The 26,147-nt window shown below is 62.3% G+C and carries 21 protein-coding genes and 1 pseudogene; 10 read left to right on the forward strand and 12 right to left on the reverse strand.

What is annotated here, in order from left to right; all coding sequences use genetic code 11:
- Window positions 1-11: 11 nt before the first annotated feature.
- Window positions 12-101, forward strand: a pseudogene (locus ASD44_RS18810) (VOC family protein); the annotation flags it as partial.
- A gap of 102 nt (window positions 102-203) precedes the next feature.
- On the opposite strand, the gene ASD44_RS16730 reads toward ASD44_RS18810, so the two are convergent.
- Both ASD44_RS16730 and ASD44_RS16735 read right to left on the reverse strand, forming a co-directional pair.
- Complete coding sequence (locus ASD44_RS16730; RefSeq protein WP_056114513.1) at window positions 204-3,287, reverse strand: efflux RND transporter permease subunit; 3,084 nt, start codon at window positions 3,285-3,287, stop codon at window positions 204-206.
- Window positions 3,284-4,492: an efflux RND transporter periplasmic adaptor subunit gene (locus tag ASD44_RS16735; protein ID WP_056114515.1), complete on the reverse strand. Its 1,209-nt coding sequence runs from the start codon at window positions 4,490-4,492 to the stop codon at window positions 3,284-3,286. The genes ASD44_RS16730 and ASD44_RS16735 overlap by 4 nt, the downstream gene beginning before the upstream one ends.
- Before the next feature lie 156 nt (window positions 4,493-4,648).
- Here ASD44_RS16735 and ASD44_RS16740 point away from each other — a divergent pair, with 156 nt between their 5' ends.
- The 4 genes from ASD44_RS16740 to ASD44_RS16755 all read left to right on the forward strand — a co-directional run bounded on the left by ASD44_RS16740 (window position 4,649) and on the right by ASD44_RS16755 (window position 9,742).
- Window positions 4,649-5,206, forward strand: a complete 558-nt coding sequence (locus tag ASD44_RS16740) for a TetR/AcrR family transcriptional regulator (protein ID WP_056114518.1) — start codon at window positions 4,649-4,651, stop codon at window positions 5,204-5,206.
- Window positions 5,207-5,357: 151 nt separating this feature from the next.
- Window positions 5,358-6,386, forward strand: coding sequence for an ABC transporter substrate-binding protein (locus ASD44_RS16745; protein ID WP_056114521.1), 1,029 nt, complete (start codon window positions 5,358-5,360; stop codon window positions 6,384-6,386).
- 57 nt (window positions 6,387-6,443) lie between these two features.
- On the forward strand, window positions 6,444-8,666 hold the full coding sequence (locus ASD44_RS16750; protein WP_056116413.1) for an iron ABC transporter permease: 2,223 nt from the start codon (window positions 6,444-6,446) through the stop codon (window positions 8,664-8,666).
- Window positions 8,666-9,742 carry an ABC transporter ATP-binding protein gene (locus tag ASD44_RS16755; protein ID WP_200946429.1) on the forward strand — a complete coding sequence of 359 codons (1,077 nt, stop codon included), beginning with the start codon at window positions 8,666-8,668 and terminating at the stop codon, window positions 9,740-9,742. Before ASD44_RS16750 ends, ASD44_RS16755 begins: the two co-directional genes overlap by 1 nt.
- Here the strand turns inward: ASD44_RS16755 and ASD44_RS16760 are convergent.
- The 8 genes from ASD44_RS16760 to ASD44_RS16795 all read right to left on the reverse strand — a co-directional run bounded on the left by ASD44_RS16760 (window position 9,732) and on the right by ASD44_RS16795 (window position 18,470).
- The gene (locus tag ASD44_RS16760; protein ID WP_056114525.1) at window positions 9,732-10,526 is read right to left on the reverse strand and encodes an inositol monophosphatase family protein; all 795 of its coding nucleotides are present in this window, start codon (window positions 10,524-10,526) and stop codon (window positions 9,732-9,734) included. The two genes, ASD44_RS16755 and ASD44_RS16760, sit on opposite strands and share 11 nt — an antisense overlap.
- A 112-nt stretch (window positions 10,527-10,638) precedes the next feature.
- Window positions 10,639-10,992: a formate dehydrogenase subunit delta gene (locus ASD44_RS16765; RefSeq protein WP_056114528.1), complete on the reverse strand. Its 354-nt coding sequence runs from the start codon at window positions 10,990-10,992 to the stop codon at window positions 10,639-10,641.
- On the reverse strand, window positions 10,982-11,830 hold the full coding sequence (gene fdhD, locus ASD44_RS16770; protein WP_056114531.1) for a formate dehydrogenase accessory sulfurtransferase FdhD: 849 nt from the start codon (window positions 11,828-11,830) through the stop codon (window positions 10,982-10,984). Before fdhD ends, ASD44_RS16765 begins: the two co-directional genes overlap by 11 nt.
- Before the next feature lie 204 nt (window positions 11,831-12,034).
- Window positions 12,035-14,968, reverse strand: a complete 2,934-nt coding sequence (fdhF, locus tag ASD44_RS16775) for a formate dehydrogenase subunit alpha (protein WP_056114533.1) — start codon at window positions 14,966-14,968, stop codon at window positions 12,035-12,037.
- A 9-nt stretch (window positions 14,969-14,977) separates the two neighbouring features.
- A complete protein-coding gene (locus ASD44_RS16780; protein ID WP_056114534.1) occupies window positions 14,978-16,534 on the reverse strand; it encodes an NADH-quinone oxidoreductase subunit NuoF in 1,557 nt (518 codons plus the stop codon).
- Window positions 16,531-17,010 carry a formate dehydrogenase subunit gamma gene (locus ASD44_RS16785; RefSeq protein ID WP_056114538.1) on the reverse strand — a complete coding sequence of 160 codons (480 nt, stop codon included), beginning with the start codon at window positions 17,008-17,010 and terminating at the stop codon, window positions 16,531-16,533. The genes ASD44_RS16780 and ASD44_RS16785 overlap by 4 nt, the downstream gene beginning before the upstream one ends.
- A 165-nt stretch (window positions 17,011-17,175) precedes the next feature.
- Complete coding sequence (locus ASD44_RS16790) at window positions 17,176-18,075, reverse strand: LysR family transcriptional regulator (RefSeq protein WP_056116419.1); 900 nt, start codon at window positions 18,073-18,075, stop codon at window positions 17,176-17,178.
- Window positions 18,076-18,170: 95 nt separating this feature from the next.
- Entirely contained in the window at window positions 18,171-18,470 is a 300-nt protein-coding gene (locus tag ASD44_RS16795; RefSeq protein ID WP_156459874.1) for a hypothetical protein, read from the reverse strand.
- Between the two features lie 217 nt (window positions 18,471-18,687).
- Here ASD44_RS16795 and ASD44_RS16800 point away from each other — a divergent pair, with 217 nt between their 5' ends.
- From ASD44_RS16800 to ASD44_RS16810, 3 genes are all read left to right on the forward strand, one after another.
- Window positions 18,688-19,329 (forward strand): DUF47 domain-containing protein, encoded by a 642-nt coding sequence (locus ASD44_RS16800; protein WP_056114543.1) that lies wholly within the window; start codon window positions 18,688-18,690, stop codon window positions 19,327-19,329.
- Window positions 19,330-19,338: 9 nt separating this feature from the next.
- On the forward strand, window positions 19,339-20,343 hold the full coding sequence (locus ASD44_RS16805; protein WP_056114546.1) for an inorganic phosphate transporter: 1,005 nt from the start codon (window positions 19,339-19,341) through the stop codon (window positions 20,341-20,343).
- 80 nt (window positions 20,344-20,423) lie between these two features.
- Window positions 20,424-21,611: an Mrp/NBP35 family ATP-binding protein gene (locus tag ASD44_RS16810; protein WP_200946480.1), complete on the forward strand. Its 1,188-nt coding sequence runs from the start codon at window positions 20,424-20,426 to the stop codon at window positions 21,609-21,611.
- A gap of 11 nt (window positions 21,612-21,622) precedes the next feature.
- On the opposite strand, the gene ASD44_RS16815 is transcribed toward ASD44_RS16810, so the two are convergent.
- Window positions 21,623-22,072: a carbon monoxide dehydrogenase subunit G gene (locus tag ASD44_RS16815; protein WP_056114550.1), complete on the reverse strand. Its 450-nt coding sequence runs from the start codon at window positions 22,070-22,072 to the stop codon at window positions 21,623-21,625.
- Window positions 22,073-22,245: 173 nt separating this feature from the next.
- On the opposite strand from ASD44_RS16815, the gene ASD44_RS16820 reads away from it, so the two are divergent.
- Entirely contained in the window at window positions 22,246-24,048 is a 1,803-nt protein-coding gene (locus ASD44_RS16820; RefSeq protein WP_056114553.1) for an IlvD/Edd family dehydratase, read from the forward strand.
- A 65-nt stretch (window positions 24,049-24,113) separates the two neighbouring features.
- Here the strand turns inward: ASD44_RS16820 and ASD44_RS16825 are convergent, their stop codons facing one another.
- Window positions 24,114-24,530 (reverse strand): GFA family protein, encoded by a 417-nt coding sequence (locus tag ASD44_RS16825; protein WP_056114556.1) that lies wholly within the window; start codon window positions 24,528-24,530, stop codon window positions 24,114-24,116.
- Window positions 24,531-24,662: 132 nt separating this feature from the next.
- On the opposite strand from ASD44_RS16825, the gene ASD44_RS16830 reads away from it, so the two are divergent.
- Window positions 24,663-26,144 carry an MATE family efflux transporter gene (locus tag ASD44_RS16830; protein WP_056114559.1) on the forward strand — a complete coding sequence of 494 codons (1,482 nt, stop codon included), beginning with the start codon at window positions 24,663-24,665 and terminating at the stop codon, window positions 26,142-26,144.
- Window positions 26,145-26,147: the final 3 nt, after the last annotated feature.

Consider the following 26,147-nt stretch of genomic DNA (forward strand, 5'->3'; position numbering starts at 1 on the left):
CAGATTCGAGAGACAAGGCGAAAGCCGGCCGGGTGATGGCGGCGATGATGAGGATGGTCAAGGTCGACGTCGCCAAGATCGAGGAAGCGGCAAAAGGATAAGCCGTCATTTGCACGGGCAGCAGATCAGTCCCCCGGACAAAAAAGGCGGTGGATCGCTCCACCGCCTTTATCTTTTCTGGCCGGAAAGTCGGCCGGCGGGACTTAGTCGTGCGCAGCCGGCATCAGCTTGGGATCCGGCTTTTCCGCATGGTGAGGCAAATCCTTGCTGGCGATCAGCGTGTAGAACATCGGCACGACGAACAGCGTGAACATCGTTCCGATGAGGATGCCGGTGAAGATCACCAGGCCCATCGAATAGCGCGCTGCCGCGCCGGCGCCGCTCGATGTGATCAGCGGCACCACGCCGAGCGCCATGGCGGCCGTAGTCATCAGGATTGGCCGCAGGCGCACCTTGGCAGAGGCGATGATGGCGTCGCGCCGGCGCATACCGTGAACGTCGCGCTGCTGGTTGGCGAATTCGACCAGCAGGATGCCGTGCTTGGTGATAAGGCCGATCAGCGTGATCAGACCCACCTGCGTGTAGATGTTGAGCGTGCCAAGGCCGAGGTTAAGCGGCACGATGGCGCCGAAGATCGATAGCGGCACCGACATCATGATGATCAGCGGGTCGCGGAAGCTTTCGAACTGCGCCGCCAGCACCAGGTATATGACCAGAATAGCTGCGCCGAAGGCGATCAGGATCGTATTGCCTTGCTCCTTTTCCTGCCGCGACTGGCCCGAATAGTCGATGAAGAACGAGTCATTCAGGGTCTGGTTGGCGATGTCCTCGATCGTCTTGAGGCCATCGCCCGTCGTCACGCCGGGAAGCGGCAGCGCTGAAATGGTCGCCGAGTTGAGCTGGTTGAACTGCTCGATCGCAGCTGGCGCCGAATTGGTCGAAATTTTCACCACAGCTGAAAGCGGCACCATGTCGCCTGAAACGCTGCGAACGAAATAGTCGCCGAGCTTTTCGGGGTTGTTGCGGAATTCCTGCGGCACCTGCGTGATGATGTCATAGCTGTTGGAATCGCGGTCGAACTGCGCCACTTCGGCTCCGCCGACCAGCAGCGTCAGCGTCCGGCCGATATCGGCAATAGGCAGGTTAAGCGCCGCGGCCCGGTCACGGTCGATCGTTACGGTGACCTGTGGCGCGTCGTAGGACATCGAGTTCTGCACAACGATGAAGCGCCCGGAGGCCTGCGCCTTGTTCTTGATCTGCTCGGCAGCCTCAAAGACTTGCGACGCATCGCCTGTCGATCTCACCACCATGGTGATCGGCAGGCCGCCGCCTGAACCCGGCAAGGTCGGTGGAGCGAAGACGAAGGCCTCCACACCGGCCACATTGCCGAGGCGGCCCTGGATGTCCGCCTGCAGTTCCTTCGAGCTGCGGGTGCGGTCGGCCCAGTCCTTGAAGGCGAAGCCGACGAAGGCGCTATTGGTTGCGCCGCCAAACGCGACAGCCGAGAACTGAGCCCGGGTTTCCGGTATGTCCTTCACCAGGCCGAGGATCTGGTTGACGTAGGTTGCGGTATAATCCGAAGTCGCGTAGCGGGGCGCGGTCACCAGGGAGAGCAGGAAGCCCTGATCTTCTTCCGGTGCCAGCTCGCTGGATGTCTTGGTAAACATGAACCCGGTCACGGCAACCAGCGCGATGACGATCATCAACGTCACCGGACGATACTTCAGCGACCCGCTCACCAGCCGTTCATAGCGGTTCTCGACGTAACCGAAGGTGGATTCGACGATCCGCTGGAACCGGCCCTGCTTGCCATGCTTGAGGATACGTGCCGACATCATCGGCGTGATCGTGACGGCCACGATGCCGGAAATGACAACGGAACCGGCCAGCGTCACGGCGAACTCGCGGAACAGCGCGCCGGTCAAGCCGCCGGTGAACGCGAGCGGTGCGAAGACCGCGGCGAGCGTCAGCGTCATCGCGACAATTGCCGAGGATATTTCGCGCATGCCGTTGAACGCCGCCTGCATGGGCGACATGTGGTCTTCTTCCATGTGTCGGTGGACGTTTTCCACAACCACGATGGCGTCGTCGACCACCAGGCCGATGGCCAGAACCATGGCCAGCAGCGACAGCAGGTTGATCGAATAGCCGACTGCGAACAGAATGAAGCAGACGCCGATCAGGGCCAGCGGAATGGTCACGATCGGCATCAGGACCGACCGGAACGAGCCGAGGAAGAGCAGGATGACGACCACGACGATCGCCACCGCTTCGGCGATGGTCTTGTAGACCTCGTCGATGGAGGCGCTGATCTGCTCGGTCGAATCGTAGACGATCTCGATCGTCATGCCTTGCGGCAGGCTTTCCTGGATCAGTGGAACGATGTCATGAATTGCTTCCGCCGTCGTCAGCGGGTTCGCCGCCGGCGTCGGGAAAATGGCGAGGAAGGTGCCAGGCTTGCCGTTGAAGGTAACCCTGGTGTCCGTGCTTTCTGCTGCCAGCTCGACCTTCGCGACATCGCGCAACCTTACGACATTGCCGTCTTTCGAGCTCAGGGGCAGGGCGCCGAACGCCTCGGGGGTCTGGAGCGTGGAGCGGACAGTGATCGAAGAGACCACGAATTCGTTTTCCACCTTGCCCGGAGCGGACAGGAAGTTGGAAGAGTTGATGGCGGTCAGCACGTCCGACGCGGTGACCCCGCGCGAGGCAAGCTTCACCGGATCGATCCATACCCGCATCGAATAGTCCGCGGCGCCGAAAATCTGCACTTCCGCGACGCCTTCGACGGTCGACATGCGCGGGCGAATAACGCGCTCGATGTACTCGGTCAACTGCTCCGGCGTCATGTTCGGATTCTGCATCGAAATGTACATCATCGCGAACGAGTCACCGGTCCCCTTGACGATGACCGGGTCCTTGGCCTCTTCCGGCAATTGGCCGCGCACGCCCTGCACCTTCGACAGAACTTCCGTCAGCGCCACGTCCGGGTTGGAGCCGAGCTTCATCTGCACGGTCACCGTGCTGGCCGAGGGGCGGCTGCTGGAGGTGACGTAGTCGATATTTTCCGTCGATGCGACCGCACGCGCGATCGGCGCGGAAATGAAGCCCTGGATCAGGTCCGCGCTGGCGCCTGGATAGGCAGTTGTTATCGTGATCGCGGTTTCATCGACCTTGGGATACTGGCGGATCGACAGGTTGAAGATGCCCTGGAAGCCGAGCAGCAGGATCATGCAGGCCAGAACGGTCGAAAGCACCGGCCGGCGAATGAAGATATCGGAAAAACTCATTTCGCCGCACCCTGCGGTTTGGAAAGATCGACGGTATTGTCGACCTTGACGGGAGCGCCGTTCGAGAGACGGTTCTGGCCCGCCGTGACGACTTCGTCGCCGCCGGCAACGCCTTCGGTGATTTCAACCATGCCGGCAAAGCGGCGGCCGGCCTTGACGAAGACCTGGTAGGCGGCGAGCGACGGTCCATCAGCCTTCGGAGCCGCCTGTTCCGCGGGTTTCGCCGCCTCGGGTTTTGCCTCAGCGCTTTTGGCATCCGTCGGGGCCGGCGCCTGCGCTGGAGCTTCAGCCTGTTTGGCCGGACGCACCACATAGACGAAATCCCCGTAAAGGCTCGTCGTCAGCGCTGTCTGCGGAATGGCGATGACGCCGTCTTCCTTGGGGAGCTCTACACGAACCTGGAGGAATTGGCCCGGGCTGAGCTGTCCGTCCGGATTTGAGACGTCGGCTCGCACCGACACCAGCCTGCTGGCCGGGTCGACCTTGGGATCGATACCGGTGATCTTTCCCCTGAAGGTAAGATCGTTGGTGGTCCTGCCGAAAGCGACCGGCTGGCCGATCTTCAATGAATTGAGCTGTTGCTCGGGGACCGTGAAGTCAGCCCGCATCGTATCGAGGTCCTGCAGAGTCGCGACGATGGTTCCAGGCGCGATATATTGTCCCTGCTCGATCCTCGGGATGCCGAGGGTGCCGGAGAAAGGCGCATTGAGCAGTTTCTGATCCGCCAGCGCCTGCAACTTCACAACCTGCGACTTGGAAGTCGAAGCGGCGGCGCGCGCCGTATCGAGCGTTGCGTCGGAGCCGACTCCGCGCCTCTGCAATTCGACCGCGCGGTCGAGCGCCTGCTGATCGAGGGCCGCCTGCGTCTTGGAAGCAGCGAGGTCTGCCTGTTCGACCGCGTCGTCGAGTCGCACCAGAAGCTGTCCGCGTTCGACGTGCTGGTTGGCCGAGAACAGCAGTTCCTTGATGATGCCCGTCGTCTCGACGGTCAGGGCGACGCCGCGTGAGGCTGCCACCGTGCCAATCGCCTCGATGCCGGGGGTCCAGGGCGCGGGTTCCACCTTCGCGGTGGAGACCGTCAGCTGATTGACCGGCATATTGGCGAAAAACTGCGAAATCGCATTGTCACGGAAGATGTTGAAGCCGACGATGCCGCCGCAAATCAGAACGAGCAATACGAAGGCGATAATCAGGCGCTTTATCACGATGGTCCCCTCTCGGCCGGTTACCCGGTTTGGTCTTCCGAACCCGGCTCGGAGTCGGTTTCGGACGTTCGTCTAACTGTACCGTCCGGACGGTCTTGTCAACGGCACCAAAGCTACTGTAGGTAGTCTTGGCTTGCAGACCGGTCACGGAGCGCAATGAAAGTCCAACGCACGAACTCACGGGAGAAAATCCTCGCCGCCGCAGCCGATGTCGCGCGTGAGACGGGGCCGGGGAGTCTCTCTCTCGATGCCGTCGCCGCCCGGGCGGGCGTTTCGAAGGGTGGACTGCTTTACAATTTTCCGACCAAGGCGAAGCTCCTTCAGGCCCTGGTCGAAGACTATCTCTATGATTTCGATCAATCTCTCGAAGAGGCTGCGTCCAACAGCGACGGCAAGGAAAGCCTGCTGTCGCTCTATGTCAGGCTCTCGGCCAGGGAATGCGAGGAGAACGTCTCCTGTCCGTCATGGATATTTTCTGCCGTCGCTGAGGATCCCGATTTCCTTGAACCGATCAAGATATTCAGACGGCAGCTTTTTAATCGGCTGAAATCCGAAACGCCAGACCTCAAGGTTCTGCTGGTGACATATCTGGCCATCGAAGGCCTGCGAAGCATGAACCTCTTCGATTCCAAGGTTCTTTCCGGCGAAGAACGGAAGCTTCTCGTCTCGTCGCTTATATCGATCGCGGAGTCGGCTGGACCCAATCTCCAGTAGCGCTGTCCGCTGAAATGGGCAGAGATCGGTGGAATGGAAAAAATGTTCCACCGAGAGTCTCCTTTGGAATTGCAATTCCCTTAAAATCCCATCAGATTGTTTGTTTCCGGCGTGCTTTTTAGTAAGTCGGCAAATGACAGGGAGGAATATAATGACCAGCAAATCATTGTTGGCTGCCGGTGTCGTCGCGCTCGGACTGTGGGGCGCGACATCTGCGGCGAAAGCGGAAAGCCTGACCGTCTATTGTGGCGTCGATGAAGCCTGGTGCCAACTCATGGCGCGTGCCTTCGAGGAAAAGACCGGCATCACAGTCGATATGACGCGCAAGAGCGCTGGCGAAATCTATGCGCAGCTCCGCGCCGAGAAGGACAATCCCAAGGGCGATATCTGGTGGGGCGGCACCGGCGACCCGCATCTGCAGGCAGCGGAAGAAGGGCTGACCGAGGAATACAAGTCGCCCATGCTCGACCAGTTGCAGCCCTGGGCGATCAAGCAGGCGGAAGCAGCGGGCAATCGCACAGTCGGTGTCTATTCCGGCGCGCTTGGTTTCGGCTACAACAAGGATTTGCTGGCAAAGAACAATCTGCCTGAGCCGAAATGCTGGGCCGACCTGATCAAGCCTGAATACAAGGGGCAAATCCAGGTGGCCAATCCGAATTCCTCCGGCACCGCCTACAACCTTCTCGCCACGATCGTCCAGATCATGGGGGAGGACAAGGGTTTCGAATATCTCAAGGCCCTGCACAAGAATATCAACCAGTACACCAAGTCGGGCTCCGCCCCGATCAAGGCGGCTGGCCTCGGTGAAACGACGATCGGCATCGTCTTCGTCCATGATGCGGTGGCGCAGACCGTTGCCGGCTTCCCGATCGTTCCGGTCATTCCTTGCGAAGGCACGGGCTACGAAATCGGTTCGGAATCGATCATCAAGGGTGCGCGCAACCTCGACGCCGCCAAGAAGTTCTACGACTGGGCGCTGACCGCGGAAGTGCAGTCGCGCGCGCCGGAAGTGAACTCTTTCCAGGTGCCGTCCAACAAGGCTGCAAAGCAGTCCGACAAGGCGCCGGACCTGTCGAAGATCAAGCTGATCGACTACGACTTCAAGAAGTACGGCTCCAGCGAGGAGCGCAAGCGCCTCTTGAAGAAGTGGGACGATGAGGTGGCTTCGCTGCCGCAGTAAAGACCCGTGCGTTTCCGCGAGAACCGCTGGCCGCTCCACCCGACCGTCATCCTCTGGATGGCGGTTGGCTGGGTCGGTTTTGCCCTCCTGCCATGGTACGGGGTCGATGGCTTCTTCGGCCTGTCGTGGCTGTTCGACGGCTATCCGCTCGACAGCGAGGTCGCGCCGGCGCTCTTCCTGAACCTGCAGGGGCAGAAGCTCTGGCTGGCGCCTTTGGGCTTCCTGCTCTTGGCGCCTTTTCTCCTGTGGGGGCGGGCGAAGTCGGACCCACTCTTCGGCAGGCTGCTGATCCTGGTCGGGGCCGCCGGCTTCGGCTGGCTGCTGGTGCAAGGCTTCTCCATCGGCCTGCGCGGCTGGCAGTTCGACTGGCTCAACGGGCTTTTCGGTGAACTTGGCGACCGCCAGTTCGGTATGGGTTACGGCGCGCTTCTGGTGGCCGGCGCTTTCCTGTTCCTGTTTACCCTCGGCGTCGCCGCCCGCGGCGCGATAGGCGGCGATGTCTTCGTCGTCAGTTCCATCGGGTTTGTCGTGACCATGGTCGCGATCTTCATTTTCATGCCGATCCTGCAGATGTTCGCCAATGCGATGGAAACCGACACCGGCTATTCGCCGCTGGTTTTCCTCGGAAAGTTGTTCAGCGAGCGCATCTGGGGGCTGGACTGCGTTTTCGGCGGCACGCGCTGCGGCGTGGCCTGGAATTCGCTGTTGCTCGCAGTCCTGGTCGGGCTGGCGACAACCTTCCTCGGCCTCGTCTTCGCTTTGGTGGTGACGCGAACCGGGTTCAAATACGGCAAGCTGCTCCGCGCCTTGACGGTGCTGCCGATCATCACGCCGGCCTTCGTCATCGGTCTGGCGATCATCCTTCTGTTCGGCCTGTCGGGTGCGGTGACGCAAGGCATCTCCGGCATGCTCGGCATCCAGCCGACGCGCTGGGTCTACGGGCTTCCGGGCTTGCTGATCGCCCAGTTGCTGGCTTTCACGCCCATCGCTTTCCTTGTGCTGATCGGCGTCGTCGAGGGCGTCAGCCCCTCCATGGAAGAGGCGTCGCAGACGCTGCGGGCCAGCCGCTGGCAGACCTTCTGGACCGTGTCGCTGCCGTTGATGCGCCCGGGCCTGGCCAACGCCTTCCTGCTCGGTTTTATCGAGAGCCTGGCCGATTTCGGCAATCCGCTGGTGTTGAGCGGCAATTACGACGTGCTGTCGACGGAAATCTTCTTCGCCATCGTCGGCGCGCAGAACGATGCGGGGCTGGCCGCGATCCTTGCTCTTGTCCTGCTCGTCTTCACGCTGGGCGCCTTTTATGCGCAACGGTTCTGGCTGGGCAAGCGCTCCTACACCACCGTTTCCGGCAAGGGCGATTCCGGCGTGCATCCGCACCTGCCTTCGGCCCTGACGTGGGTGTTGTACGCTATCGCCGGCGTCTGGACCTTCTTCACCGTCGTTGTCTATGCGACCATCTTCTATGGCAGCTTCGTCAAGCTGTGGGGCGTCGATCAGACCCTGACCTTCCAGCATTACATCAAGGCGTTTTCCATCGGCTGGACCGGCTTTGGCCTGCACTGGTCGGGTTCCGCCTGGCAATCATTCTGGACGACGATGGAGATCGCCCTGATCTCGGCGCCGCTGACGGCGGGCATCGGCCTTTTGACCGCTTATCTCTTGGTGCGGCAGAATTTCCGCGGCAAGAACGCCTTCGAATTCGCAACCATGCTGTCCTTTGCCATTCCTGGCACCGTCATCGGCGTCAGCTACATCATCGCCTTCAACGTGCCGCCGATCGAACTGACCGGCACCGGCATCATCCTTGTGCTGTCCTTCATCTTCCGCAACATGCCGGTCGGCGTGCGGGCTGGCGTCGCCTCCATGTCGCAGCTCGACCGCAGCCTGGACGAATCCTCGCTCACGCTGGGGGCCAATTCCTTCCAGACGTTCCGCCGCATCATCCTGCCGCTTCTGCGGCCGGCCATGCTGGCGGCGCTGGTCTATTCCTTCGTTCGCGCCATGACCGCCATCAGCGCCGTGATCTTCCTGGTCAGCGCGCGTTACGACCTGTCGACGAGCTACATCGTCGGCCGCGTCGAGAACAATGAGTACGGCATCGCCATCGCCTATTCGACGGTGCTGATCTTTGTGATGCTTGTGGTGATCGGCCTGATGCAGCTGTTGGTCGGCCGCCGCAACATCGGCCGCAGGGGCGTGCAGAGCAAGGGCGGCTGGAGCGTGCGCACCAATGTCGGCATTCCGACTGGCGGCCAGCAGACGATAGCGGGAGCGGGATGATGGTGGAAATCCGTAGCAACGCGGCTTCGGTGGTGTTCGAGGACGTCACCAAGACCTATCCCGGCGGAACCACGCCTGCCGTCAACGATATCTCGCTGACTATCGAGGCAGGCAAGCTGGTGACGCTGCTCGGTCCTTCCGGCTGCGGCAAGACCACCACCCTGCGCATGATCGCCGGGCTGGAGATGCCGAGCAGCGGGCGCATCCTGATCGGTGGGAAGGATGTCACGCGCTTGCCGGCGACCGACCGCGACGTCTCCATGGTGTTCCAGTCCTATGCGCTGTTTCCGCATATGACGGTGCTGCAGAACGTATCCTATGGCCTGGGATTCTCCGGCTATGATAAGAAGGAAACCACGTCGCGCGCCCATGCCGGGCTGGAGCTGGTCGGTCTCACGGGTTTCGAATCCCGGCTGCCGAGTGAGCTTTCCGGGGGCCAGCAGCAGCGTGTCGCCGTTGCACGCGCGCTGGTTCTCGAACCGCAGGTGCTTCTCTTCGACGAGCCGCTGTCCAACCTCGATGCCAAGCTGCGGCGGCATGTGCGCGAGGAGATACGTGAGATCCAGACCAAGCTCGGCCTGACGGTGGTCTACGTCACTCACGACCAGGAGGAGGCGCTCGCCGTTTCCGACCGCATCATCGTCATGAACCGCGCCGTGATCGCGCAGGACGGCACGCCGCGTGAACTTTACGACGCGCCGAGCAATGCCTTCGTGGCGGACTTCATTGGAGAGGCCAATATCTTCGACTGCGAGATCGTTGCGGTGAACAAGGGTCAGGCCACCGTGAAGCTGGGCTCCGTCGAGCTCAAGATGGCTGCGCGCGATTTTACGCCCGGTCCAGCCAAGCTGGCGATCCGGCCAAGTCGTGTGGAAATCAAAACCGGCGGAGCGGCCAACACAATTGCCGGCAAGCTTGCCAAGGTGACCTATGTAGGCAGCCATTTGGAACTACTGGTCGAAGCCGATATCGGCAACGTCTTCGTGCTATCGCCGGATGTCGATGCATCCTTTGAAGTCGGGCAGGCAGTGGGCGTCGGGTTTCCCAAAGGCGGCCCGGTTCTGATCAAAGCTTGAACGCATCCAGGCTGAACTGCCGAAGTTTCGGGAAGATGCCCTTGCCGGCGCAGATCACCAGCGTTCCGTCCTGAAGGACGGTGGCGGGGTCTGGCTCGACGATGGTCCCGCCTGCCTCTTCCACCAGCAGCAGAGCGGCGAGGCAGTCCCAGGCATTCATGTGTTCTTCCGCATAGCCGAGCAGGCGGCCGGCGGCGACATAGGCCAGCATCAGCGCCCCGGAGGCGTTGCGAAAGAACACACCGCCTTCCGCCATGATGTCGCGCATCAGCGGCAGCACCTTCGCTGCCTCAACTCGATTGGAAAAGCCGATACCGATCGAACCTTCCGTCATGCGGGTGGCCGGGCTGGCGCGCATAGTCTTGCCATTGACGAATGCGCCGCCGCCCTTGCGTCCATAGAAGGTTTCGCCCGAAGAAGGCTCATGTACCGCGCCAACCACGGTCCGGCCATCCTTGGTGCAGGCGATCACCACCGTCCAGGCCGGAATGCCGCGGACGAAATTGGCGGTGCCGTCTATCGGGTCGAGGACCCAGTCATAGCCGGTCGAGCTGGCGACTGGCGCGTGTTCCTCGCCGACGATGCCATCGCCGGGATAAGCTTCATTGATCGCCGCGCGAATGAACAGTTCCAACTCCCGGTCGGCGTTGGAGACGAGGTCCTGGTGTCCCTTGCTCTCGACCGTGAGCTTGTCGACCTCGCGGAAATATTTCATGCCGAGTTCGCCGGCCTGCTTCGCGATATCGACCGCGAATTTCAACCGCGCTTCAAGGTCCTGGCTCATCGTGCTCTCCGCTTCGAGTGCGGAGGCTGATAGCAGAGCGCCGTCATCGGCGGAAGCGATTGCCAGCTAAGAGGATCAGAATCTGCGAGCCGGTGCCACAAATTGCTGTGTGCTATTTTTGTGAGGCGGCGATCTCGGCCTTGGATTCGCCGGCCGCGCTTCCCTTGCCACCGGGCGCGCCGCGTTCCACATCGGCGCCTGCGCCGATGCCCACGCCTTCCGGCGCCGTCGATGGTCGCACCATCGGCGCCGCAGCAAGCACCAGTTCGTCGAAGCCTTTACCGCCTTCATCGAGCAGCTCGAAAAACTGGCGCCGCATTCTCGGCTCCCAGAATTTGTTTATATGCTCAGCGACACCGGCCACGCCTTCCTCGCGCGGTTTCGAACGGAAGAAGGTCGCGATCTGGTTGGCCATGCGAACCAGCTTTTCGGCGGTGCTGGCGGTGTGATGCTCGTCATGCGACATGGTCTGGAACTCCGATGGTCACCCGCTCCGGGTGGGTGAAAAGATCGAAATCGTCGCCGCGCACCAGGGCCGCGAGCGTCATGCCGGCGACCTCGGCGTTGCGGATCGCCAGCGCCGTCGGCGCCGATACCGCGATGATCGCGGGTGACCCGATCGCTGCCGTCTTCTGCACCATCTCGACAGACACGCGCGATGTGACGACGACCGCGCCCGACGCACCGTCAATTCCCGCTTTGGCGAGCGCGCCCGCCAGCTTGTCGAGTGCGTTGTGACGGCCGACGTCTTCTCGCGCCAGCACGATCTCGCCCTTCGAGCCTTTGCCGGGAATGTAGAAACCGGCTGCGTGAACAGCACCCGTCTTTGCATGAAAAGGCTGCTGCCGGGACAGAAGCTTGACCGAGGAAACGATATCGTCGGCGGAAAGCCGAAGTCCCGCCGCGCCGACGGCTCTGACCGAACGCATCGCCTCCTCGATGGATTCGATGCCGCACAGGCCACAGCCGACGGGTCCGGCCAGCCTGCGGCGGCGCACCTCGAAGCGGGTGTTGGCCTTGTCCTTCAGGCGGATCTGGATGTCGATGCCGGCGCCGCCACTTTCACCGGCAAGGTCCTCGATCTCTATGGCTTCGATCTCCTCCGGCAACGCGATGATGCCTTCGGTCAGCGAGAAGCCGAGCGCGAAGTCTTCCAGGTCGGCGGGGGAAGCCATCATCACCGCATGGGTTGTGCCGGCATAGGACAACGCCACAGGTGTTTCTTCCGGGACCATGCGGTCGGCCTGCCTCGTACCATCCGCGCGGTGTGCAAGGCGGGTGGTGGAAGTGAGGGGCGGGCGCATTTTACCCGCCCCCTTGTGGGGGGCCGAAAGACCGGCGGTACCCGTGGCTCGCCCCGGCAAGTTGGCGTGCAAAGCGAAGGCAGTGAGACGGAGTGGAGGGGCAGAAGATCGCACAGGTACGACGCTCGGGTGACAGTGCATCCCTACCCACGGCCTTCGGCGCGACCCTCCCCACCGGGGGGAGGGGGGAACGCTGCGCGCCTGTCACTCCGCCGCCTCGAGATGACCCTTGATGCGGCGGCTGCGGCGGGCAAACTCGTCATACTCTTCCTGCCAGTCGCTCGGGCCGTTGGACGGCGCCACCTGCACCGCGGTCACCTTGTATTCAGGGCAGTTCGTCGCCCAGTCGGAGAAATCCGTGGTGACGACGTTCGCCTGCGTGTCAGGGTGATGGAAGGTCGTATAGACGACACCGGGCGACACCCTGTCGGTGATCAGCGCCCTGAGTGTCGTCTCGCCGGCGCGGCTCTGGATGCGTACCCAGTCGCCGTCGCGCAGGCCGCGGTTCTCGGCATCGTGCGGATGGATCTCCAGCCGGTCCTCGTCATGCCAGACAACATTGCCGGTGCGGCGCGTCTGCGCGCCGACATTGTACTGCGACAGGATGCGCCCGGTCGTGAGCAGCAGCGGAAAGCGCGGGCCGGTGCGCTCGTCCGTCGCGACATATTCGGTGCGGATGAACTTGCCTTTGCCGCGCACGAAGCCGTCGACATGCATGATCGGCGTACCCATCGGCGCCTTCTCGTTGCAGGGCCACTGAACCGACCCGACCTTGTCGAGGAATTCGAACGATACGCCGGCGAAGCTCGGCGTCGTCTGCGCGATCTCGTCCATGATCTGGGAGGGATGGGTGTAGTTCCAGTCCAGTCCGATGGCCTGGGCGAGCTTCTGCGTCGCTTCCCAGTCGGCATAGGTGCTTTTCGGCTCCAGCACCTTGCGCACCATGTTGATGCGCCGCTCGGCATTGGTGAAGGTGCCGTCCTTCTCCAGGAAGGTCGAGCCGGGCAGGAAAACATGCGCGTAGTTGGCCGTCTCGTTGAGGAACAGATCGTGCACCACCACGCATTCCATCGCGGCGAGGCCGGCGGCGACATGCCTGGTGTCGGGATCGGATTGAAGAATGTCCTCGCCCTGGATGTAGATGCCCTTGAACGAACCGTCGACGGCGGCGTCCAGCATGTTGGGGATGCGCAATCCGGGTTCGTCGTCCAGCTTCACGCCCCACAGGCTTTCGTAGATATCGCGAACGGCTTCGCCGGAGATGTGGCGGTAACCCGGCAATTCGTGCGGGAACGATCCCATGTCGCATGAGCCTTGCACGTTGTTCTGGCCGCGCAGCGGGTTCACGCCGACGCCGCGCCGGCCGATATTGCCGGTGGCCATCGCAAGATTGGCGATTGCCATCACCGTCGTCGACCCCTGGCTGTGCTCGGTGACGCCGAGCCCATAATAGATCGCGCCGTTGCCGCCGGTGGCGAAGAGCCGCGCCGCGCCGCGGATGGCCTCGGGATCGACGCCGGCCAGTTCGCCGACAATCTCGGGACTATTCTCAGGCAGTGCCACGAACGAGGCCCAGTCCTGGAATTCGGCCCAGTCGCAGCGCTCGCGGATGAAGGCCTCGTCGAACAGGCCTTCGGTGACGATGACATGCGCCAGCGCCGACAGCATCGCCACGTTGGTGCCAGGCTTCAGCGGCAGATGATACTGCGCCTCGACATGCGCGGAGCGCACGATGTCGGTGCGTCGCGGATCGAGCACGATCAGCCTGGCGCCCTGCCGCAGGCGCCGCTTCATCCGCGAAGCGAACACAGGATGCGCGTCCGTCGGGTTGGCGCCGATGATCATGATGACGTCGCTCTCGTCGACGGAATCGAAATCCTGTGTGCCCGCCGAGGTGCCGTAGGTCTGGCCGAGCCCGTAGCCGGTCGGCGAATGGCAGACGCGGGCGCAGGTATCGACATTGTTGTTGCGGAAACCCTGCCGCACCATTTTCTGCACGAGGTAGGTCTCCTCGTTGGTGCAGCGCGACGAGGTGATGCCGCCGATCGAGGTGCGGCCGTACTGATGCTGGATGCGGCGGAATTCCTTGGCCGTATGGGCGATCGCCTCGTCCCATGATACCTCGCGCCAGGGGTCGGTGATCTTCTCGCGCAGCATCGGGTTGAGGATGCGGTCCTTGTGGGTCGAATAGCCATAGGCGAAACGGCCCTTGACGCAGGAATGGCCGTGATTGGCCTTGCCCTCCTTGTAGGGCATCATGCGGATGACCTCGTCCTGCCCGGCCTCGTTCGCCTTAACTTCGGCCTTGAACGAGCAGCCGACGCCGCAATAGGCGCAGGTGGTGACGACGGAACGTTCCGGCATCCCTTTTTCGAGCACCGATTTCTCGCGCAGCGCGTCAGTCGGGCACGCCTGAACGCAGGCGCCGCAGGACACGCATTCGGATTCGACGAAAGCTTCGTTCATCGAGGCGACCATGCGGCTTTCGAAGCCGCGGCCCTCGATGGTCAGCGCGAAGGTGCCTTGCACTTCCTCGCAGGCGCGTACGCAGCGCGAACAGACGATGCACTGCGCCGGATCGTAAGTGAAATAGGGATTGGATTCGTCGCGCGCGATGTAGTCGATGGCAAGAGAACCGTGCCCCGGCGCTACGCCGCCTCCGGTGGGCTCGACATGGTTGCGGCCCTCGACGCCGTAGCGGTTTTCGGCCAGGCCGACCGATGCCGCCACCGCATCGAACTCGCTGGCGCCGGTGCCGGCCTGTTCGTTCCAGCCCATCGGATGGTCGGAGACGTAAAGCTCCATCACGCCGCGGCGGATGGCATCCAGCCGATCGGATTGCGTGCGCACGACCATGCCCTCGCCCACCGGCGTGGTGCAGGAGGCTGGCGTGCCGTTACGGCCGTCGATCTCGACCAGGCAGATGCGGCACGAGCCGAACGAATCCAGCATGTCGGTGGCGCACAGTTTCGGAATTTCGACGCCGGCTTCCATCGAGGCGCGCATGATCGAAGTGCCTTCCGGCACGGTGATTGACCTGCCATCGACGGTCAGCGTCACCTGCTTCTCGGCGCTGGAGGCTGGCGTGCCAAAGTCGATTTCCTCGACCAGCGATTTGATGTCGGGCATCACGTTCATCTGCCGCTCCTATTCCGCCGCCTGCTGAACCGGCGCTGGTTTGAAATCATCGCCGAAATGGTTGATCGCGCTCATCACCGGGTAGGGCGTGAAGCCACCGAGCGCGCACAGTGAGCCGAATTTCATCGTGTTGCAGAGGTCGGTGACAAGCGCGAGGTTTTTCTCCGGCTCGATGCCGCTGGCGACCTTGTCCAGAACTTCCACCCCGCGCTGCGAGCCGATGCGGCACGGTGTGCACTTGCCGCAGCTTTCGACGGCGCAGAATTCCATGGCGAAACGCGCCATCTTCAGCATGTCGGCGGTGTCGTCGAAAACGGTGATGCCGGCATGGCCGATCAGGCCGTCGCGCTTGGCGAACTCCTCGTAGTCGAATGGCGTGTCGAACAGTTCGCGCGGGAAGTACGCGCCCAGCGGCCCGCCGACCTGCACCGCCTTCACCGGCCGGCCGCTCGCCGTGCCGCCACCGATCCCGTCGACGATTTCGCCCAGCGTCAGGCCGAATGCGACCTCATAAAGGCCGCTGTTCTTGACGTTGCCGGCGATCTGAATCGGGATGGTGCCGCGCGAACGGCCCATGCCGAAATCCTTGTAATACTCCGCGCCCCTGTCCATGATGATCGGCACCGAGGCCAGGCTGATGACGTTGTTGATGACCGTCGGCTTGCCGAGAAATCCCTGGATTGCCGGCAGCGGCGGCTTGGCCCGCACCACGCCGCGCTTGCCTTCGAGGCTGTTCAACAACGACGTTTCCTCGCCGCAGACATAGGCGCCGGCACCGACGCGGATTTCCATGTCGAAGGCGTGGGAAGAGCCGAGCACCGCCGGACCGAGGATGCCGGCCTTGCGCGCGACGTCCACCGCGCGGCGCATCTTGTCGACGGCATGCGGATATTCGGAGCGGATGTAGACATAACCCTTGGTCGCGCCGGTGGCGATGCCGGCGATCGCCATGCCTTCGAGCAACACGAATGGATCGCCTTCCATGATCATTCGGTCGGCGAAGGTGGCGCTGTCCCCCTCGTCGGCATTGCAGACGATATATTTCTGCGCCGCCGCCGTATCGAGCACCGTCTTCCATTTCACCCCGGTGGGGAACCCGGCGCCGCCGCGCCCGCGCAGGCCGGACTCGGTCACCTGAGCAACGATGTCGGCAGGCGGCATCGCCACCGCCTTGCGCAACCCCTTGAGACCGCCATGACGCTCGTAGGAGTCGAGCGACAGCGGATCGATCACGCCGCAGCGCGCGAAGGTCAGCCGGGTCTGGCCGGCGAGGAACGGAATCTTGTCTGGCGAACCCAGCCACCTTTTATGATGCGCGCCAGTTAGGAAGCCGGCGTCAAAAAGGCCTTTGACATCCGAAGGCTTGACCGGCCCGTAGGCGACGCGGCCGTTCGCCGTCGCGACCTCCACCATCGGTTCAAGCGAATACGCCCCACGCGATCCGTTGCGCACGATCCTGGCGTCGATGCCACGCCGGGCCAGTTCCTGCCTGATTGCCGTGGCAACCTTCTCCGCACCGAGCGCCAGCGCGCCGGAATCGTCCGGTATGAAGATGCGCGGGGTCATGCGCGCACCTCGGCAACGATCGCGTCGATCTTTTCGTTGTCGAGCCGACCGATGACCTCGCCATCCAGCATGGCGGAGGGTGAACAGGCGCAAAGGCCGAGGCAATAGACAGGCTCCAGCGTCACTGAGCCGTCCTTCGTCGTTTCGTGAAAGCCGATGCCGAGCAACTGCTTCAGTCGCGCCGCGACCGCGTCCGAGCCCATCGACTGGCAGGCCTCTGCCTGGCAAAGCTTTAGGATGTGCCGTCCGGCCGGCTCACGGCGGAAGTCGTGATAGAAGGTGACGACGCCATGGACCTCGGCCCGCGACAGGTTGAGCGCATGGGCGATGACCGGCAGCGATCCCTGCGGCACATAGCCGAATTCTGCCTGAATGCCGTGCAGGATCGGCAGCAACGGCCCTTCCAGATCCTTCAGATTCTGGACGATGGACGCCGTTCGCGCCTCGATCTCGGTACTTGCAGGCTGCATGGACATGCAGCGCCCTCCCTGGAACCAGTCAATGCCGCGGCCGATGAAGCAGCCGATAGACGGTGCCTTATAAAAGCGCCATCGTTTCGAACGAAAACAGACAAAATCGCATAAATCAATAAAGCCTTTTCGTTGAACGATAGGTTTTTTCTATCAAGGGGCCCTTCTAACTCAATCTTTCACCTTGAAAGCGCCAGCCAGCGTCATCGCCTCTTCCAGAAGCGCCGAAACCAGCGGCGTATGCGGCTCGCGCGAGGCCGCAACAAGACCGACAGCGTGACTGGCATTGGGGTCGACGATGGGAATGGCGCGGATCGGTTCGGCAAAGCCGAAGGTCTCGGCCAGGTTGAGCGGCATGATCGACGACCATTTGCCGGTCCTGATGTGCGAAAACAGTACGATCATCGAGTTCGATTCCAGCGTCGGTCGGACCTCGACGCCGGCTTCGGTCAGATGCTGGTCGATGATGCGGCGGTTCTGCATGTCGGGCGTCAGCAGGCAGAGTGGCAGCCGGCTTACCTCAGCCCATGTCACCCTGTCGCGATCCGAATAGGGGTTTCCCATGGCGGTGATGAGCTGGTAGCGCTCGTTATAGAGCGGCACCCGGCTCACCCGGCCGAGCGGCTCGTTGTCGAGGTAGGTTATGCCGGCATCTATGTCGAAATTGCCGAGCAGCGTCAGCACCTCGATGGAGGTCCGCGACAGGATGGAGAAGGTGACGCCGGGGTGCTTTTCCCGGAAAGGCGTCGTCAGCCGCGCCACCATGGCGAGCGCGGTGGGGATCGCCGCGATGCGGATGTGGCCCGACAGGCCGTGGCGGGCGGCCCGCATCTCTTCCTTCATGGCGCGTGCATCGCCGACGATGCGCTTTGCCCATTGCAGCACCTGCACGCCCTCCGGCGTCAGGCCCTGGAAACGGGAGCCGCGCATCACCAGCATGACGCCGAGCTGGTCTTCGAGCTGCTTGATGCCGGCCGAAAGGGTCGGCTGGGTAATTCCGAGCTGTTCGGCCGCGCGGCCGAAATGCCGTTCCCGGGCCAGCGCAATGAAGAATTCCAGCTTGTCCAGCACGACCCGCAATAGCCCTTGCTCAGTCGGGCCACATCAGCCTGACTGTCCTTACAGTTAACTGCCTTGCTGCGGCGCCGCTAGGTCTGACCCCAGACTCAGCATTCATCCGTGCATATGCCGGGCGGGTCGATATACATGCCCAGGCAATTGCCGTTCTCATCTTCGAAGATCACCACGTCTGGATGCTGCCAGTCGGCCACGAAAAGCGAAACGTCGGTCTTCGCGATGTCCTTGGGGCCGATCTTGAAACGAATGGCGGCTGCCTGGTTTCCGGTTATGCCGGAAACCAGCTTTGAAAGCTGGCTCAGGTTTTCCTTGGCGGCGGCCATATATTTGCGGGCGTTGTCGATATCTGGCGCTGAAAGCTGACGTTGCGATGAACTGGATTGGGCCATCGTCGTTACCATGTGCTGGAGGTCTGGTTACGGTCTGCTGAAAGTCTGCCGGCCCAAAATACCATGGAGGGGGCCGAAATCGTGCATCGTTTTTGCAGTCGGTCCCTCTTGGAAAACGTCTGCATTCCCTTTCTATCCTCAGTTTTCAGCCGGCTATGTGTTTCCCGCATCCATCTGCCGCGCTATGTGCGTAGAACGAAAGTCTGCGGAGAGGGACATGCTGGGCTGGTTTCGGAAACTGCTGCCGCGCGAGGATCGCTTCTTCGATCTGTTCGAGCGCCATTCGCGCACCGTCGTCAGCGGCGCCGAGGCGATGCAGAATCTGCTGGCCGGCGACGATGTCGACCGCTGGTGCGACCGCATCGTCGAGCTGGAGAACGAGGCCGATCTCATCACCGCCGAAGTCCTGCTTGCCGTGCGCCGCTCCTTCATCACCCCATTCGACCGCGGTGACATCAAGGATCTGATCCAGTCGATGGATGACGCCATCGACATGATGCACAAGACCGTCAAGACGGTGCGGCTTTTCGAGAAGCGGGAGTTCGATCCGCTGATGTGCGACATGGGCGTCGTCATCGTCGAAGCCGCCAAGCTGGTGGCCGAGGCAATTCCGCTTCTTTCGAAGCCCGGCGCGAATGCCCCGCGGCTGACGGCGATCGCCGAGGAAGTCATGCGCGTCGAGGGCCGGGCGGATGATCTGCACGACAAGGGGCTCAAGGATCTGTTCAAGCGGCACGGCAAGACCGACCCGATGGCCTATCTGATCGGCTCCGAGATTTATGGCCAGCTGGAGAAGGTGGTCGACCGGTTCGAGGACGTCGCCAACGAGATCAGCGGCATCGTCATCGAGAACGTCTAGGCCGCCGCGATGGATGCCACGATCGCCTTTCCATTGCTGGTCGGCCTCGTCGGCGTGGCGCTGTTTTTCGATTTCCTGAACGGCCTGCACGACGCCGCCAATTCGATTGCGACCATTGTCTCGACGCGCGTGCTCAGGCCGCAATATGCCGTCTTGTGGGCGGCGTTCTTCAATTTCATCGCTTTCCTGTTCTTCGGTCTGCATGTTGCTGAAACGCTAGGCACAGGCATCATCGACGCGAACATCGTGACCCCGGCGGTGATCTTTTCGGCGCTTGTGGGAGCGATCGTCTGGAACATCGTCACCTGGCTGCTCGGCATTCCGTCGAGCAGTTCACATGCACTGATCGGTGGGCTGGTCGGCGCTGGCGTCGCCAAGGCGGGCACCGGCGCCATCGTCTGGGCAGGTCTTGCCAAGACGACCGCAGCCATTGTGCTGTCACCGGCCGTCGGCTTCCTGCTGGCGCTGTTTCTTATTCTTGTCGTTTCCTGGCTGTTCGTGCGCCAGACGCCGTTCGCGGTCGACAGCAGCTTCCGCGTGCTGCAGTTCTTTTCGGCATCGATGTACTCGCTCGGCCATGGCGGCAACGATGCGCAAAAGACCATGGGCATCATCGCGGTGCTGCTTTATTCCCAAGGCATGCTCGGCGACACCTTCTACGTGCCGCTATGGGTGGTGCTGACCTGCCAGTCGGTGCTGGCGCTGGGCACCTTGTTCGGCGGCTGGCGCATCGTCCACACCATGGGTTCCAAGATCACGCGACTCAACCCGATGCAGGGCTTCTGCGCCGAAACCGGTGGTGCGCTCACCCTTTTCGGCGCGACATGGCTTGGCATTCCGGTTTCCACCACGCACACCATCACCGGCGCCATCATCGGTGTCGGCGCAGCGCGCCGCGTCTCAGCGGTGCGCTGGGGCATCGCCGGCAACATCGTCATCGCCTGGGTCGTCACCCTGCCGGCGACGGCGGCCATCGCGGCTGCCACATACGGTTTGACGCGGCTGGCCGGCTGAAGCTGCCGTCTGGCGCTTGGTGCCGCGACGATTCTGTCCTATCTCAGCCGCAGGAAAGCGCTCGAAAGCGCCGAGGAACCATCATGCCCGTCAGCAAGGAAGCCGTCATCGAGAAACTGAAGACGGTGAACGGTCCGGATTTTACCGGCAACATCGTCGATCTCGGGCTCGTTTCGGAAATATTCATCGCCGACTCCAAGGTCTTCTTCTCCATTACCGTGCCTGCCGACCGGGCCAAGGAGATGGAACCGCTGCGCGCCGCGGCCGAACGCGTGGTCATGGCCATACCCGGTATTGCCGGCGCCGTGGTGGCGCTGACGGCTGAAAAGAAGGGTTCGGGCATGGAGGCGCCAGTCCCGCAGCGTCCCGTCCCGCCGCCGCCCGCCGCCCGGCCATCTCCGCCTCCTGCGGCAGCGCGCCCGGCCCCGCACGCACCGAGTTCCCAGACCTCGGGCCGTCGTGGCGTCCCCGGCATCGAGGCGATCATCGCGGTCGCTTCCGGCAAGGGCGGCGTCGGCAAATCCACCACCGCCGTCAACATCGCGCTCGGCCTCGCCGCCAACGGCTTGAAGGTCGGCGTCCTCGACGCCGACATATACGGCCCATCCATGCCGCGCCTGCTCGGCATTCGCGGGCGGCCCGAGACGGTGGACGGCAAGGTCCTGAAGCCGATGCAGAATTACGGCCTCAAGGTCATGTCAATGGGTTTCCTCGTCGATGAGGAGACGCCGATGATCTGGCGAGGGCCGATGGTGATGTCGGCATTGACGCAGATGCTGCGCGAGGTCGAATGGGGTCCGCTCGACGTGCTGGTGGTCGACATGCCCCCCGGTACCGGCGATGCCCAGCTCACCATGGCGCAGCAGGTCCCGCTGGCCGGCGCCGTCATCGTATCGACCCCGCAGGATCTGGCCCTGATCGATGCCCGCAAGGGCCTGAACATGTTCAAGAAGGTGGATGTGCCGCTGCTCGGCATCGTCGAGAACATGAGCTATTTCATCGCCCCTGATACCGGCACACGCTACGATATCTTCGGCCATGGTGGCGCCAGGAAGGAAGCCGAACGGCTCGGCGTGCCGTTCCTCGGTGAAGTGCCGCTGGAAATGGACATAAGGGAGAATTCCGATGCCGGAACCCCTGTGGTTGTGTCCCGGCCGGACGGCGCGGCAGCCCGAACTTACCGCGAGATCGCGACCAATGTCTGGAACCGGCTGCAGGAAGAAAAGACCGTATCCGCAAGTGCGGTTCCGAACATCGTGTTCGAGTAAGGATCGCGAGTCTACCCGCTGACCTTTTCATTGAAAGTGGAGAAGAACTGCCCTGCCAGTTTCTTCGAAGTGGACATGATGAGCCGGCTGCCGAGCTGGGCGATCTTGCCGCCGACATCAGCCTTGGCCGCATATTTCAGGATCGTAGCATCGGGACCGTCCTCGGTCAGGTTCACATCCGCGCCGCCCTTGGCGAAGCCGGCGATGCCGCCCTTGCCTTCGCCCTGGATGGTGTAGGAATTCGGCGGGTTGAGGTTCTTCAGCGTCACCTCGCCGTTGAAGGTTGCCTTGATCGGGCCGATCTTCAGCACCACGATTGCCGCCATCTCTGTGTCGGATTTCATTTCCAGCGACTGGCAGCCGGGAATGCTCTCCTTCAGCACGGCCGGGTCGTTCAACGCTTCCCAGACCTTGCCGATCGGCGCGGCGATGCGCTCCTCACCTTCGATAACCAGAGCCATTGACGCCTCCTTCTGAAATGGTAGCCCACGCCTAGCGCGGCTGAAGGCCTCTGTCCATCGCCCAAAAGTCCACCGCATCGAGGGCACGACCTGTCCGTCCATGCGGCAATCATCGCTCTTGCCGGGCGGACGATGTTGCCATATCCATTTGTCTTACAAATACGGAGTCCAAGATGGCAGGCGCCCCCACCAAGAAGAAGTTCCGCTCGCAGGAATGGCTGGACAATCCAGACAATCCGGGCATGACGGCGCTCTATCTGGAACGCTATCTGAACTATGGTCTGACGCGCGGCGAATTGCAGGCCGGCAAGCCGATGATCGGCATCGCGCAGACTGGTTCCGACCTGTCGCCCTGCAACCGTCATCATCTGGAACTGGCCAAGCGCGTGCGCTCCGGCATCGAGGCTGCAGGCGGCATAGCGTTCGAATTTCCGTGTCATCCGATCCAGGAGACCGGCCGCCGGCCGACGGCGGCGCTGGACCGCAACCTTGCCTATCTTTCTCTCGTCGAAGTCCTCTATGGCTATCCACTCGACGGCGTCGTTCTCACCGTCGGCTGCGACAAGACCACGCCGGCCATGCTGATGGCGGCCGCCACCGTCAACATTCCCGCCATAGCACTCTCCGTTGGCCCGATGCTCAATGGCTGGCACCAGGGCAAGCGCACCGGATCCGGCACCATCGTTTGGGAATCGCGCCAGCGTATGTCTGCGGGCGAGATCGACTACAACGAATTCATGGAGATCGTGTCGTCGTCGGCCCCGTCGGTCGGTTATTGCAACACGATGGGCACGGCCAGCACCATGAACAGCCTGGCTGAGGCGCTGGGGATGCAGTTGCCGGGCTCCGGCGCTATCCCCGCGCCCTACCGTGAGCGGGGCCAGATTTCGTACGAGACGGGCCGACGTATCGTCGAGATGGTGCACGAGGACCTGAAGCCTTCCGACATCATGACGCGCGAGGCGTTCGAGAACGCTATCGTCATCAACTCCGCCATCGGCGGCTCGACCAATGCGCCGATCCACCTCAACGCCATCGCCCGTCATCTTGGTGTGCCGCTGACCAACGACGATTGGCACAAGATCGGCCATGACATACCGCTGCTGGTCAATCTGCAGCCGGCCGGCGAGTATCTCGGCGAGGATTTCCACCATGCCGGCGGCGTGCCGGCCGTCGTGCGCGAACTGATGGACGGCAAGCTCTTGCCGCACCCAAATGCGCGAACCGTCAATGGCAGGACGCTCGGCGAGAATTGTGCCGCTGCACAGAACATGGAAGCCAAGGTTATCCGCACGGTGGCCGATCCGCTCAAGGCGCAGGCCGGTTTCATCAATTTGAAGGGCAATCTGTTCGACAGCGCCATCATGAAGACCAGCGTGATCTCGAAGGAGTTCCGCGATCGCTATCTGTCTAATCCGCGCGACCCGGAAGCCTTCGAGGGCAGGGCGGTGGTGTTCGATGGGCCTGAGGATTATCACGCCCGCATCGACAATCCGGCGGAGCAGATAGACGAATATACTGTCCTGTTCATGCGCGGCACCGGGCCGATCGGTTATCCCGGCGGCGGCGAGGTGGTGAACATGCAGCCGCCGGACTATCTGATCAAGCGCGGTATCCATTCGCTGCCCTGCATCGGGGATGGCCGCCAGTCCGGCACATCGGGCACGCCGTCAATCCTCAACGCCTCGCCCGAAGCTGCCGCTGGTGGTGGGCTGGCGTTGCTGCGGACGGGCGATCGCGTCCGCATCGATCTCAAGAAGGGCACGGCCGACATTCTCGTCACCGACGACGAGATCACCCGCAGGCGGGCCGAACTGCAGAACGAAGGCGGTTACAAGTTTCCAAAAAACCAGACTCCGTGGCAGGAAATCCAGCGCGGCATGGTCGACCAGTTCTCGGAAGGAATGGTGCTGAAGCCGGCGGTGAAATACCAGCATGTGGCGCAGACGAGCGGCATGCCGCGCGACAATCACTAAGGCTTTCCCCGCCCGGCCAGAGCCGGGCTGGAGGTATCAATCGACTGCTTTGTCTTGGGGCTGCCCTACAGATAATTTGTGATCGCCGGTGCTTCCATTTGCTTGTCGCGTTTGCCGTCTTCGTAGATGACCGGCGCGGCGGCGAGTTCTTCTTCTGTGGCGTCGTCCAGGCAGGCAACGTTCACCGCCCAGAAATTGCCGCCCATGAAGTCCAGGAAGCCACGCGAGAACGTATGGGCGCCGCAATGCGGGCACATATAATGGTTGATGTCGCCTTCGGGCCAGTTCGACGGCGTCGCCTGGTAATCGCGCATCGTCTCGCTGCCCTGGGTCACACGTAGCGCCTCATAGCCAGTGAATGACTTCTTGTAGCCGAGCTTCAGGCAGAAGCTGCAATTGCACTTCCTGATGCCTTCGCCAAGATCGAGGTCGGCCTCGAAACCAATTTTCCCGCAATGGCAACTGCCGTGATATGTCTTCATCGCCGATTCCCGCTGTAGCCTTGTTCCTCGGGCTCGAAGTCGAGGGAGGAACCTGCCGTCGATGATGCACATTGAACCCAGCAGCGAAACACGTTTCTCCCTAAAGCCAGTCAGTTCCGATCACATCCTGCCATGACCGAACGATCCCCCGTGCGCCGCCAGACCGTCGATCTCACCAGCGGGCCGATTTCGCGTACGCTGCTGCTGTTCGCCCTTCCCGTGCTCGGCTCCAACGTGCTGCAGTCGCTGAACGGCTCAGTGAATTCGGTATGGGTCGGCCGCTTCCTCGGCGAATCCGCCCTGACCGCCACTTCCAACGCCAATCTCGTTCTGTTCCTGATCCTCGGCACGGTGTTCGGCATCGGCATGGCGGCAACGATCCTGGTGGCGCAGTCAGTGGGCGCGAAAAATCTCCCGGAAGCCAGGAAGATCGTCGGCACCAGCGCCACGTTCTTTTTCCTCATCTCGACGCTGTTCGCGGTGTGCGGGTGGATCTGGGTCGATTCCATCCTCAATCTGCTTGGCACGCCGCCGGACGCGCTGCCGCTGGCGCGGTCCTATCTGCGCATCATCTTCGTCGCCGTGCCGGCTGCGAATTTCCTCAGCTTCGTGATGACCGCCCTGCGCGGCGCGGGAGATTCCCGCACGCCCTTCTATTTCATGCTGCTTGCCGTGGTGCTCGACATCATCCTTAACCCGCTGCTGATCGCCGGTATCGGGCCGTTTCCTGAACTGGGCATCGCCGGCTCGGCGCTTTCGACCCTGATTGGCCAGTCGGTCAGTGTCGTGGCCATCCTCGTCCTGCTCTATGCGCGCAAGCATCCGCTACGGCTGGCTGGCGCCGATCTGATGTTGTTGAAGCCAGATCTGCGGATTTTGAAGATTGTCATCTTCAAGGGCGTCCCGATGGGCCTGCAGATGATCGTTATCTCAGCCGCCGCGCTCACCGTGATGGGGCTGGTCAATACTTACGGCTCGCAAGTCGCAGCCGCCTATGGCATCGCCGCGCAACTGTGGACCTATATCCAGATGCCGGCGCTGGCGATCGGCGCGGCGGTCTCGTCCATGGCCGCACAGAACGTCGGCGCCGGCAAATGGGACCGCATCGGCCGCATCGCGGGGGCCGGCATCGCCTTCAACGTCGTGCTGACCGGAGCGTTGATCAGCCTGCTCTATCTTTTCGACCGGCCTCTGCTGGGCCTTTTCCTCGTGAACGACAGCGCCGCCATCGATATCGCCGCGCACATCAACAACGTCGCCTCATGGTCTTTCGTGCTGTTCGGCATCACCATCGTCATTTTCGCCACGGTGCGGGCCACGGGGGCGGTTATGGCGCCGCTGATTATTCTTATTGTCTCGGTTCTGCTGGTGCGCACCACCTTCGCCTATATGGCCAGGGACTATATGGGGCAGGAAGCGCTGTGGTGGAGCTTCCCGGCCGGTTTCATCGCCTCGGTGATCCTGTCGATTGCCTACTACCGTTTCGGTAAATGGCGGACCATGCACATGATCGAAGGTGAACGGCCTGCCGCCGGTGAGCCGCCGGACACCGGGCTCGGCATGCCGCGTCAGCGCGCGCAGCTCGGCGTGGCGGCGGCCGCAGAGCCGGATTGAAGC

Origin of the sequence: Mesorhizobium sp. Root554 (assembly GCF_001427025.1) — a bacterium.
Taxonomy (GTDB): Bacteria; Pseudomonadota; Alphaproteobacteria; order Rhizobiales; family Rhizobiaceae; genus Mesorhizobium.